Annotated in this window: 11 protein-coding genes; 2 read left to right on the top strand and 9 right to left on the bottom strand. The window is 50.0% G+C overall.

The genetic code is table 11. The features are described from left to right. The first annotated feature begins 93 nt into the window (after nt 1–93). Complete coding sequence (locus tag BBG47_RS29920) at nt 94–258, top strand: hypothetical protein (protein ID WP_162833933.1); 165 nt, start codon at nt 94–96, stop codon at nt 256–258. 99 nt (nt 259–357) lie between these two features. Here the strand turns inward: BBG47_RS29920 and BBG47_RS12920 are convergent, their stop codons facing one another. The 3 genes from BBG47_RS12920 to hemL all read right to left on the bottom strand — a co-directional run bounded on the left by BBG47_RS12920 (nt 358) and on the right by hemL (nt 4,379). Beyond that, nucleotides 358–1,911, bottom strand: coding sequence for a LysM peptidoglycan-binding domain-containing protein (locus BBG47_RS12920; protein ID WP_065292033.1), 1,554 nt, complete (start codon nt 1,909–1,911; stop codon nt 358–360). A 143-nt stretch (nt 1,912–2,054) separates the two neighbouring features. Next, nucleotides 2,055–2,942, bottom strand: coding sequence for an RluA family pseudouridine synthase (locus BBG47_RS12915; protein WP_094183162.1), 888 nt, complete (start codon nt 2,940–2,942; stop codon nt 2,055–2,057). A 132-nt stretch (nt 2,943–3,074) separates the two neighbouring features. Further along, nucleotides 3,075–4,379 (bottom strand): glutamate-1-semialdehyde 2,1-aminomutase, encoded by a 1,305-nt coding sequence (gene hemL, locus BBG47_RS12910; RefSeq protein WP_065292032.1) that lies wholly within the window; start codon nt 4,377–4,379, stop codon nt 3,075–3,077. 78 nt (nt 4,380–4,457) lie between these two features. Between hemL and BBG47_RS12905 the strand changes: the two genes are divergently transcribed. Beyond that, nucleotides 4,458–5,135, top strand: a complete 678-nt coding sequence (locus BBG47_RS12905; RefSeq protein WP_065292031.1) for a Crp/Fnr family transcriptional regulator — start codon at nt 4,458–4,460, stop codon at nt 5,133–5,135. A gap of 115 nt (nt 5,136–5,250) precedes the next feature. Here the strand turns inward: BBG47_RS12905 and hemB are convergent, their stop codons facing one another. The 6 genes from hemB to hemA are packed head-to-tail and all read right to left on the bottom strand — an operon-like array spanning nt 5,251 to nt 11,706. Continuing rightward, complete coding sequence (hemB, locus tag BBG47_RS12900) at nt 5,251–6,255, bottom strand: porphobilinogen synthase (protein ID WP_065292030.1); 1,005 nt, start codon at nt 6,253–6,255, stop codon at nt 5,251–5,253. Nucleotide 6,256: 1 nt separating this feature from the next. Further along, on the bottom strand, nt 6,257–7,843 hold the full coding sequence (cobA, locus tag BBG47_RS12895; RefSeq protein WP_065292029.1) for a uroporphyrinogen-III C-methyltransferase: 1,587 nt from the start codon (nt 7,841–7,843) through the stop codon (nt 6,257–6,259). Between the two features lie 5 nt (nt 7,844–7,848). Then, the gene (hemC, locus tag BBG47_RS12890) at nt 7,849–8,781 is read right to left on the bottom strand and encodes a hydroxymethylbilane synthase (RefSeq protein WP_065292028.1); all 933 of its coding nucleotides are present in this window, start codon (nt 8,779–8,781) and stop codon (nt 7,849–7,851) included. 33 nt (nt 8,782–8,814) lie between these two features. Continuing rightward, entirely contained in the window at nt 8,815–9,462 is a 648-nt protein-coding gene (locus tag BBG47_RS12885; RefSeq protein WP_065292027.1) for a precorrin-2 dehydrogenase/sirohydrochlorin ferrochelatase family protein, read from the bottom strand. Between the two features lie 3 nt (nt 9,463–9,465). Then, nucleotides 9,466–10,293: a cytochrome c biogenesis protein CcsA gene (gene ccsA / locus BBG47_RS12880; protein WP_065292026.1), complete on the bottom strand. Its 828-nt coding sequence runs from the start codon at nt 10,291–10,293 to the stop codon at nt 9,466–9,468. A 27-nt stretch (nt 10,294–10,320) separates the two neighbouring features. Beyond that, the gene (hemA, locus tag BBG47_RS12875) at nt 10,321–11,706 is read right to left on the bottom strand and encodes a glutamyl-tRNA reductase (RefSeq protein ID WP_065292025.1); all 1,386 of its coding nucleotides are present in this window, start codon (nt 11,704–11,706) and stop codon (nt 10,321–10,323) included. Nucleotides 11,707–11,825 lie beyond the last annotated feature (119 nt).

Raw genomic sequence — 11,825 nt, 5'->3', positions numbered from 1 at the left:
CTTCGGTGCTGAAAACCGGCCTTTTTGAACTCGCACTATTAGTCATATCCTGTTTTTCATTTTTCATAACATGTACTATAGGAGGTGTTTTACATGGAACGGTGGTGGTGTCGTGTTCGAGGTTCCATTAAAGGGGTTCTTTTCCCCATCATTTGCTTGCAATTTGTTCGCACGTTGCTTCTGCCAACAGCATTTGACGTATTTTTGCTATTTGTATTATTCCTCATCTTCATTGGATTTTTGTGGGATGTATATTAAAGCTTGTACTCTTGTACAACTGCATGCAGACACAAAGAAACCCGTCGCTCATTGAGCCATACGGGTTTCTTGCCTATCTATTAGGAAGTGGAGATATCGTTACGAGGTGGGAATATACAGAACTTGCCCTTCGGATATATCCGATTCCGCTAAGCGGTTGTAGAGCGCAATTTCTCTCGAGTTCATGCAATAGCGGTCAGCAATTGTATCGAGTGTTTCAGAACGCTGCACAATACACAAGCGCACCTTCTTGAAAGCCCGCTCATCATCAATACGCTGCAGGAATAGCGACTGCCACTTTACTTCCTCACCAGTTGTCTCCTCATTCATTGCTGCTAGCTGCGCTGCCTCTTCTTCCTTCTGGATACGTTCCAGTTCTTGAGACTCCCGCTTCTTCTGCAGCAACGAACTGAATCCAACTGGTTCCGCTGCTTCCGGCTCACTCGCTTTCGACTTGCCGATTGCAACCTTCATCTCCTGCTTGGCAGTTGCTGGAACATCCTCCGGCTCATTCAATGGAGCAGCTGCTTCAATATCGTCCCGCTCCACTTCCTGATTCGAGGCGAGCGATTCACCTTCACCCTCTGATTGAACAGCTGCATCTACTTCGATGGATTGCACACTTTCCTTTCTCGCAACAGGCTCATTCGTATTTGCTTCATTTGAGAGGGTCGATGAATGAGACTCCAACTGAGTCATTTTCGCTTCTGTCTCGTGTTCTGCGCTATCCGTGGCAGCACTTGCTCTGCCCGGCGCTCGCCCTGCTTCGCCTTGCCCCTCGGCACTCTGAACCTCTAACCGCTCTTCCTCATCTCGCGTCTCTCTGGCCCACTGAGAACCACTCCATGTGAGCGGAATACGCTCAGATTGGGGAGTATCTCCATCAAATGCATCATGATCGGTTTGCGCAGGCAGCATCCTTTCCCCTTCGACTTCGCGAACCTCCACGTCTTCAGCAGCTCGATCGAAGTTCTCTTCCAACTCTTCTTCTGCCTGCTCCTCCACCAGTTCCTCTGCCTGTTCTTCTGTTTGTTCTTCTTGCTCCTGTTCCTCTGATGCCCTAAAAGGACTGAAATCTCTATAATCGGCTTCTGTTTCTACTTCCGATTCAATTGCACCTTCCGATTCAATTGCAACTTCTTCAGTCACATGCTCTGCTGATTTCGTGAACGCCGGTGTATATGTACCGTAGTCACGCAGCCACGCTGGCTCTTCCCCATCGTGCTCGAGCTCCGTTTGATGTACAACTGTAAATTGCTCCGGCTCCCAAGCCGCTGGCTCTATACTTTCCATTGAGATGCCGCGGAGCGATAAAATTCCTGTAATATTTAATGTACGTGTTGATAAAAGGTCTACATCGAAGTGCTCAATATCGACCGAAATATCATCCAAGCTGCGCACCCGATTTAAGGGGAGTGTGATTTCAACAGGGATCCAATGCTCAAGCGAATGACTGCTGCGCAGTTCATCAGCACCTACATATGCCCCAGCCAGCAGCAAGCTGCCACGAACTGTCACCTGGTCACCAGCAGGAATGACCTGAATGTGCGGTGTCAACTCCACTTCTTCCAATTGATCAATGCCGACCACTTCGTCGGACAAGTGCACACGTTCATAAATATCAAAGCGCAATCCATATGATTCTTCGTTCACAGACCGCTCCTCCTCCCGCAGTTCATATGCCATCTTCCCTTGTGACCAGCGTACATGCGATATGGCAACGATGTTAAGCTACAGTCGCAAAGTCAGACTCGTATCACTACTTCATCTATATGGGAGGAAAGAGAGGAGCATGACTATATTTTTTGCCGCAAGCGCAACATGTCCTCAGGCCATGGGGCGTCTACAACAATCTGTTCTCCTGACAGCGGATGGATGAAGCGCAAACTCTCCCCATGAAGCGCTTGTCTGCTAATGAGCTTGCCATCGCCCCCATATTGCGTATCTCCCGCAAGCGGATGCCCCTTCGCACTCATATGCACCCGAATTTGATGTGTCCGACCCGTCTCCAGCGTTAGGCGCACGAGGGACAGTTCTGAGCCGGGCTGCAGTGTTTCATAGTGGGTAATCGCAGGAGCTCCGCTATCGCTTACCCGATATTTGCCGCGATGATGACGATCCTTCCCTATTGGCGCATCTACCGTTCCAGAAGCCGGCGTCAGCGTTCCCTGAACAATCGCATGATAGATGCGCTCAATCATCTTCTCGCGCATCATCTCATCCAGAATCACTTGTGTACACGGCTGCTTCGCATACAGCACCGGCCCGGTTGTATCAACATCTAAGCGATGTATATGCAGCACCTTGGAAGCCTGCCCCGTCCATACATAGTGGCATGCCACAGCATGGGCAAGACTATCCCTCCTCTTATCCTGCTCCGGTGTCGTTGGATGAACCGCCATACCTGCAGGCTTATATACAACCAAGCAAGCATCATCTTCATACAGCACCTCGGCAGGTGCGTCAGCGGGCTCATAAGCATCCGATTCAGCAACAAACCATTTCACACGCAGCCTATCTCCTACAGTGCGAATATCTCCCGCATGATTCATTCTATGAACGAATTTTTTTGGCAAACGCAGCTCGCTAATCAGCCATGCCAGTGTAGATTGTTCATCTTGAAGCGCTGCTTTGCCTGGCATGAATTCTATCCATTCTCCTTGGCGTCTCCAATATCGTGTCACGACGCATCTCCTCCGTTCCTATCCATTTCAAAGCCCGGCACTCCACTTCTAACGCGGAATCGCCGGGCTCGTATTCGTCCTATTTATGTCTATAGATCGACCATTCCATCCTATATTCAAGCCTGCATGTACTTAGATTGATTTCTTTAGCGCAGCATAATTAGCTTGAATCGTAAATTCAATGTCCTCATCGGTATGAGCCGCCGACACAAACATCCCTTCGAATTGCGAAGGCGCTACATTAACCCCTTCATCGAGTAAATACTTAAAGTACGTACGGAACAGCTCTTGATTGGACGTGCGAGCCGTATCAAAATTCGTTACCGGCTCATTCGTAAAGAACGGGCATACCATCGAGCCAACACGGTTGATTGTACACGGCACTCCCAGTTCTTGCGCATTGCGGATAAAGCCTGCCTCAAGCTTGGCACCCTTACGATCCAATTCCGCATACACCTCCGGCGTAAGCAAAGACAATGTCGTATAACCGGCAGCCATCGCCAGTGGGTTGCCGCTAAGCGTACCTGCTTGATAGATCGGGCCACTCGGTGCAATTTGCTCCATGTACTCGCGTTTGCCTCCGTATGCACCTACTGGCAGTCCACCGCCGATAACCTTGCCGAAGCAAGTCAAGTCCGGTGTGACGCCAAACAACCCTTGCGCACAGCTGTAGCCCACACGGAATCCTGTCATAACCTCATCGAAAATAAGCAGACTTCCATATTGCTCAGTCAAATGCCGCAGGCCTTCCAAGAACCCTTCCTGAGGCGGTACAACCCCCATATTGCCTGCAACCGGCTCTACAATGACACAGGCAATATCTTCGCCATATCGATCAAAGGCCAGCTTCACTGCTTCCAGATCATTATACGGAACCGCAATCGTATTGCTGGCAACCCCTTCAGGCACTCCCGGGCTGTCTGGTAGTCCCAATGTCGCTACACCCGAACCAGCCTTGATGAGCAGGCTGTCTCCATGACCATGGTAGGAGCCCTCGAATTTCACAATCTTACTCCGCTTTGTAATACCGCGCGCCAATCGGATTGCACTCATCGTCGCTTCCGTTCCGGAATTCACCATACGAACGATGTCTACGGAAGGTACACGCTCACATACCAGTTTCGCCATAGCCGTCTCGATCTCCGTAGGCGCACCGAAGCTTGTCCCCTTCGCTGCCGTCTCTTGGATCGCACGCACGACTTCGGGATGCGCATGACCCATAATTAGCGGCCCCCATGAGCATACATAATCTACGAATACATTGCCATCGATATCATACAGCCGGGAACCTTCCGCCCGTTCAATATAAGCGGGTGTCAGACCGACGGATTTGAATGCGCGTACAGGGCTGTTCACACCGCCAGGTATGTATTTCTTTGCTTCTGCAAATGCTGCCTGCGAACGTGTGTCTACACGGCCAGATTTTTTTTCGGACATGTTGGTTGCTCCTTCTTATTTATTCCTCTGTTCTATGATACACTAATAAAAAATCGGCTTGGCAAAGAGGGGAAAGTCATGATTGAATTGCTCAAACGCGTCCCACTGTTCTCTGATTTGACTGATGAACAGCTGGAAATCGTATCGTCCATCACATCCCGCCGGGAGTATGCCCCACATACGATCTTGTTCCAGCAGGGAGATCCAGGGCACACATTCTGCATCGTATTGCGCGGTGCCGTCAAAGTATACACATCCAACAAGAAAGGCCAGCAGAAGATCCTCTCTGTCTTTCAGAGCGGCGACAACTTCGGCGAGCTTGCGCTTATTGATGGCAAGCCGCGTTCTGCAACAGCAGAGACATTAGAGGATACGGTTCTCTTTACCGTCACATCCGAGAGCTTCCACTTACTGCTGCGCGCCCACTACGATATTGCGAAGCAGGTCATGATTCAACTATGCGGTCGACTGCGCTCGACGAACGGATATGTCTATGACTTAACGTTCTTAGATGCACCAAGCCGCATCGTAAAGAACATCGTTCGCATCGCTCAGCAGCAAGGCGAGCGCCGCGGAGATAAAATCTACATCCGTGCCGCCTTCGACGCTGATGCCATGTCAGGTCTTGCTGGCGTACATCGGAACGTATTAGAACAAGTGATTCGTGATCTCGAGCATCAGCGTATCCTGACGCTGCAGCCGACCGAATACACGCTGGACGTATCCCGACTGTTCCAGAGTCCTTACGTTAGCTAGCTCCATACATCGGGTAGACAAGCTCCCCGTCGGCACATTCAACGAACTTTGCCACGGGGAGTTTGCTATTTATACAGAAGTCGCTTCTTTTAATCAAGCCCCACTGCAACAATTGTTACGCCCGCTCAGACAGCCAACGTGCAGCATCCTTTGCATGATACGTAATAATCATATCTGTTCCCGCGCGCTTCAGACCAAGCAGCAGTTCGCTCACAATAGCGCGTTCATCAACCCATCCAAGCTTGCTCGCTGCCTTCACCATGGAATACTCGCCGCTCACATTGTAAGCCACTAGCGGCAAATCGAATTGATCCTTCATCACACGGATAACATCCATGTATGCCATGGCTGGCTTCACCATAAGCATGTCCGCGCCTTCCAGAACGTCCTCTTCTGCTTCACGAATTGCTTCGCGCACATTGGCAGGATCCATCTGATAAGTCTTGCGATCACCGAATTGAGGCGCGGAATGAGCCGCATCTCGGAATGGACCATAGAATGCCGATGCATACTTCACCGAATAGGACATGATCGGCACATCATGATAACCTGCCTCATCAAGACCTGCACGAATCGCATGCACGAATCCATCCATCATATTGGATGGCGCTATAATATCAGCCCCCGCTTCTGCTTGAGACACCGCCGTACGCACTAAGTACTCGAGCGACTCGTCATTATCAATCTCGCCTACCTCGCATCCATTCACTTCATGCACATGAACCATTCCACAATGCCCATGATCGGTATATTGGCATAGACATGTATCCGCAATAATAAGCAGGTCAGGGTGAGCCGCCTTAATTCGTCTTGTCGCTTGTTGGACGATTCCATCCGCGGCGAATGCAGAGCTTCCGACAGCATCCTTCGAAGCTGGGACACCAAACAGCACAATAGCTGGTATACCCAATTGAGCAATTTCGTCTATTTCTTCATCCATACGGTCAAGGGAGAAATGATAAACTCCCGGCATGGAGCTAATCTCTTCCTTAATCCCTGTACCATGCGTCACAAATATAGGCATAATCAAGTCATTGACTGTCAATACAGTCTCGCGAACCATATTGCGGAGAGCTGCCGTCTTCCGTAGGCGGCGTAATCTTGTAGTTGGAAATACCATGTTAGCAACCTCCTTGAATGTGTATATGCGCCTTGTCAGCACTGCTAAGTCTGCACATTTCGTCCACCATACTGCTAATGGTAGATCGTTCTGCGACTGCAGCAACCTGCAAGCCTGCATCACGCGCCGTGCGCGCTGTAATCTCCCCGATGCACACCACTTGAGCGCCACTCAGCTTCGCTATAGGGTCAGGAACCCCCATGCGTCCGAGTGCGGCGATCAGGTTCGTAACCGTCGAGGAACTTGTAAACGTAATCAGATGAATCGCGTTCTCTTCCAGCAATTCCACTAAATAAGGATCATCGTACTCAGGCAGCACAGTCTCGTACAAATCGACCTCATCCACAAGCAGGCCATGCTGCTGCAGCATCTCCTTCAGCCAAGGGCGCGCCAGATCACCCCGCGCAAGAAGCACGCGCTCTTCTGGCGAGATTAATGGACGAAGGGCATCCCATACCCCTTCTTGGCTATACTGAGCAGCAGATACATCTGGCTGCACTCCATATTCGCGAAGCGCTTCAGCAGTCTTGGGGCCTACCGTTACGATTCGTACATTCGCCCATTGGCGAATATCCTGTCCTTGCTCCTGCAAGTGTTGGAACCAATACTTGACGCCATTCACACTCGTCAGAACTAGCCATTGATATTGCTGTGCATGGATAAAAGCCTGATGAATCGCTTGTTGTTTCCCAAGAGAGACAGGCGCCCGCATCTCAATGACCGGGTATTCATACGTCTCCCCTCCAAGCTGTTCAATGGCCTTAACAAGCTCGCTAGCCTGCGAACGACTTCTCGTGACAAGTACTCTCTTACCGAACAGCGGCCGCTCTTCTGCCCAAGCTAGCTGTTCTCGCAGCTTCACGACATCCCCCACGACAATGACAGCCGGCGACTCGAAGTGAGCACGCTCAGCTTCATCCGCGATCGTCGCTAGAGTCCCTACGAGCGTGCGCTGCTCAGCCCTTGTTCCCCAGCGCACTAATGCAACAGGCGTATCCGCTGCCCGCCCGTGACTCATCAATCGTTCGGCTATTACACGCAGCTTGCCGATACCCATAAGGAACAGCAAAGTTCCAGCAGATTGGGTCATCTGCTCCCACTCGATGAACTCATCCAGCTTGTCCGGGTTCTCATGACCAGTCACTACACAAAAGGAAGATGCGTAGTCCCTGTGAGTCACAGGGATGCCCGCATACGCAGGAACCGCAACAGCGGAGGTGACACCCGGAACGATCTCATACGGAACTCCATGCTGCTTCAGTACAGCTACTTCTTCTCCCACTCTACCGAACACACAAGGATCGCCACCCTTTAAGCGAACAACCTTGTTTCCTTCCTGAGCTAAATCAGCAAGCAGTTGGTTAATATCCGCCTGCTTCATCGCATGTCGATCAGGCAGCTTGCCTACATAGATTTTGCGAGCGCCTTGCTTCATATATCTGAGCAATTGAGGGCTAGAGAGACGATCATAGACAACAACATCTGCTTCCTGCAAACAATTCATGCCTTTGACCGTAATCAATCCCACATCACCTGGCCCAGCGCCAACCAGATAGACAATACCTATTTCAGAGGAATGCCGTTTCATTCATATCAGCCCCTTAATTGGGATAGCATTTGTTCCGCTCCTCGATCCAGCAGCCGCTCTGCAACAGCAATGCCAAGTTCCTCTGGATGTCCACCTTCCATAGTTTCACTCAGTATCGTATTCTCTTCAGCCGAGCCTACAAGACCAGTCATGCGTATCGTGTCATCTGCCTTATGAAGCTCTGCATAGGCTCCGATCGGCACTTGGCACCCGCCATTCAAGCGCCCTAAAAAAGCCCGCTCCGCCTGAACGGTACGAGCAGTATCTACATCGTGATAACGCGCAAGCAGCGACAACACTTCCACATCATCTGCACGGCATTCAATACCTAATGCCCCTTGCCCTACCGCGGGGAGACTTAGTTCTGTCGGCAAATAGGATGTGATACGATCCTGCCATCCCATCCGATGAAGTCCTGCTGCAGCAAGAACGATTGCATCGAATCCTTCCGTCTCTAGCTTCTTCAACCGTGTATCAATATTGCCGCGCAATGGCTCGATCTGCAAATCCGGTCTATGCGCCTGCAATTGACAAGCTCTGCGCAGACTGCTCGTGCCTACCTTCGCACCTATAGGCAAATCCTCAATCGAGGTGCCAAACTTCATAATCAAGCAATCTCTTGGATCTTCCCGCTTGGGCACAGCGCCAACCGTCAGTCCATCCTGAAGTTCCCAAGGCATGTCCTTCATGCTATGAACCGCGATATCCACTTCCTTATCCATTAACGCTTGTTCAATCTCCTTCACGAACAACCCTTTGCCGCCTACCTTGGACAAGGTGACGTCCAGGATGCGATCTCCTTTCGTTACGATCTTCTTAATTTCGAATCGGAACGGAAGATTGTTCTCTTTGCAAATGGTCTCCAACGCCGCAATCACATGCCCGGTCTGCGTCAATGCCAAGGCGCTCTGCCTTGTCCCAACAATGATAGTACGCATCTAGTTCCCCTCCTGCTTGCCTATAGTATTCATTCATTTATTGATATTTGCGAGCCACGCCATGACCCAGTCCTCCCATTTGGGAAGTGTGACATTACATTCATAGGCCCGCCAGCATTCTTCTGCATAGTGCCGCATTGCTCGCTGGCGATCTACCGTGTCTGGCAGCACATCATGCGAAACCTTGCGTGCGTACAGCAGCATCTCCGCTACTTGCGCTAACTCATCATCCATTAACTTGGACAGCTTGGCTAATATGCTTCTCGTCAAGGTTGGACTAGCGCCGCCAGTCGATACAGCGAGATGAACATCTCCGTGCTGCACCGTCCCAGGATTGGCGAAGTCACTCTGTTCCGGACTATGAGCAATATTGATGAGCGCCCCACAGCGCCTTGCTTCCTCAGCTACTCGCTCATTCACTTCACAGTGATCTGTCGCAGCAAACACAAGCAGTGCTCCAATGGCGTCCCCCTCTTCATACTCTCTTGCGATATGAACAATGCTACCTTCATGGACAAAGTGCCACAGCTCTGCAGTCAATACGGGACTGACCACTTTCACTTCAGCACCACTCGCCAGCAAGTGACGAACCTTGCGCGCAGCTACCTTGCCGCCGCCAATCACTGTACATGGCTTGCCAACAAGCTTCAGCATAATCGGATACAGAGGGGAATCTCCCATTCGCTACACTCCAATCCAGCGATGAAATGTCGACAATGAATTCAATGCGAAATTGAGCATCATTACCGCATAACATCCTAAATTCAACAAAGAAAGTCGAAATCCTGTTGAATCATTTCGTGAGCGTTTCACAATATAAGAGCCATAGAATAAAAGCGCTAATAACGTAAACCATATCTTAAAATCAATCAGCAATTCCGTACGATTGTCGAGCAGAATAGCCCCAACTGCTACGGAAAGCGACAGTAAAATCATCGGAATGCCAATTACGACAGCTAGAAACGAAAAGCGTTCAATTCGTTCAAGACTAGGCAAGCGCCGCACCGCGTCAGACCATTGCTTAGCCTTCAACTTATGATGGAGAAATACATACATGCCCGCGAATACGGCACTAATCGTTAAGGCCGCGAAACCAAAGGCTACAAGCGAGATATGGAAAGAGAGCAAATTGCGCATCATCTCCCATTCCTTCATCGATGCAGGCATTGTCGGGTCGTTAAGCATGTTCACGAGCAATAAGGCAAACCCAATAAGATTGACGAAAAAAACGATAAATTCGATATGAAAGAACCTGCTAATGACAATGGATACGGTCACGAGGAACCATGAAAACAAAAACATAAATTCAAAACTACTAAAAACGGGCACATCCTGATGCCTCACCATTCTTACAATCAAGAAGATCGTCTGAAGTACCCATACAAAAGTAAGAAGCCCTGCGCCCATCCGCTTCGCTTTCCGATTGACTCCTACCACATCGGAAAAATAAAACAGAAGGCTCAGGGCGTATGTGTAGATAATCGCATCGTAAATCCAACTATTCGTAACCATCGATGCCTGCCGCCTCCTGTTCTTCCTCTACCATGTGACGGCTGCCCAAGACAGCACAGACTTCCCCCGCTCGGGTTCCGTATTTCGATTCACGGTGACTTGGGATGAGGGCTGTTCCTTGCCTCGCTCCTCCTTGCCACCTGCTTCTGGCTGCTCCAGTGCGAAAATTTGCGAAAATAACCGCAATGCCTCGTCCCCATTTTTCTCAGCGGCGAGCTCTTTAATTTGATTAATTGGGTCGTGCATCATTTGGTTCAACATGCTCTTCGTCAGACGGCGTATCAATTTTTCTTCCCGTTCAGACAGCGCGGGAAGCTTATTGAACAAGCTTTGCAGCGTATCCTGGTGGATACGTTCTGCTTTGGACTGTAAAGACCGAATCATCGGAGTTACACCCAGCATTTTGAGCCAATGACGATGCTCCTCGAGTTCATCTGCGATGAAAGCTTCGATCTTCGCCGCTTCCTTGCGGCGACGTGCCAGATTGCTCTCCACAATACCTTGCAGATCATCGATATCATATAAGAATACATTCGACACGTCACTAATCGCCGGATCCAAGTCACGCGGCACGGCAATGTCAATGAAGAACAGCGACCGAGATTTGCGCCTGCTCATCGCCCGCTTCACATCATCCGCTGTCAGTACATATTCCTTCGAACCCGTTGAGCTAATCACAATATCAGCCTCAACCAGCATCTGTTCGGCCGCATCAAGCGTACCTGCCCGGCCGTTAAACTGCTTCGCCAGCTCTTCCGCGCGAGATAGGGTACGGTTTGCCACCATTACCTCCGCAGCCCCGTTGGCATATAAGTGCTTCACAGTCAGCTCGCTCATTTTGCCTGCGCCTAGAATGAGCACCTTCTTTCCTTGGAACGATCCGAATATTCGCTTGCCAAGCTCCACTGCGGCATAGCTGACCGATACCGCATTTTCGTTAATGCTTGTTTCGGCATGTGCTCTCTTCGCGAGTGTTATCGCCTGCTTAAATACTGTATTCAGCCACGTCCCGGTTACCCCTTCATTTTGCGCGAACAAGAAGGCATTACGGATTTGGCCTAAAATTTGCGTTTCGCCGATGACCATGGAATCCAAGCCGCAGCTGACCCGGAACAAATGCTCGACAGCCTGATCATCTTCATATATATAGAGGTACGGTGTAAATTGCTGTCTGGAAATGCCGAACCACGTCTCCATAAAGCTGCGGATGAAGTGACCGCACATGTGCAATCTGTCGACAACCACATACAGTTCTGTGCGATTGCATGTCGACACCATCACGCATTCGAGCACGCTCTTCGTCTGTCTCAATTGTCTCAGCGCCTCTTGCCAATCACTTTCGGGCACCGCAAACTTCTCCCGAATTTCTACGGGCGCCGTACGATAGTTCATGCCGACGACGATGATGTGCATTCATTTCACCTGCTTTTCAAAATTTAGTACATTCTCAGATGATAATCATTATAACATAGATCAACAAGAACATTCGTTCGTAATTTGAAAATATTATGAAATGCATGTCAAATTTTAGT

Source organism: Paenibacillus sp. KS1, from assembly GCF_001680695.1.
Lineage (GTDB): Bacteria > Bacillota > Bacilli > Paenibacillales > Paenibacillaceae > Paenibacillus_B > Paenibacillus_B suaedae.
Note: the sequence above shows the minus strand (reverse complement) of the source record. Positions and strands in the feature narration are given on the sequence as shown.

Excerpts from the sequence above, each read along its gene's own strand:
- hemC (WP_065292028.1), bottom strand. The coding sequence starts at position 8,781 with ATGCGTACTATCATTGTTGGGACAAGGCAGAGCGCCTTGGCATTGACG.
- hemL (WP_065292032.1), bottom strand. The coding sequence starts at position 4,379 with ATGTCCGAAAAAAAATCTGGCCGTGTAGACACACGTTCGCAGGCAGCA.
- ccsA (WP_065292026.1), bottom strand. The coding sequence starts at position 10,293 with ATGGTTACGAATAGTTGGATTTACGATGCGATTATCTACACATACGCC.
- cobA (WP_065292029.1), bottom strand. The coding sequence starts at position 7,843 with ATGAAACGGCATTCCTCTGAAATAGGTATTGTCTATCTGGTTGGCGCT.
- BBG47_RS12905 (WP_065292031.1), top strand. The coding sequence starts at position 4,458 with ATGATTGAATTGCTCAAACGCGTCCCACTGTTCTCTGATTTGACTGAT.
- hemB (WP_065292030.1), bottom strand. The coding sequence starts at position 6,255 with ATGGTATTTCCAACTACAAGATTACGCCGCCTACGGAAGACGGCAGCT.
- hemA (WP_065292025.1), bottom strand. The coding sequence starts at position 11,706 with ATGCACATCATCGTCGTCGGCATGAACTATCGTACGGCGCCCGTAGAA.
- BBG47_RS29920 (WP_162833933.1), top strand. The coding sequence starts at position 94 with ATGGAACGGTGGTGGTGTCGTGTTCGAGGTTCCATTAAAGGGGTTCTT.
- BBG47_RS12885 (WP_065292027.1), bottom strand. The coding sequence starts at position 9,462 with ATGGGAGATTCCCCTCTGTATCCGATTATGCTGAAGCTTGTTGGCAAG.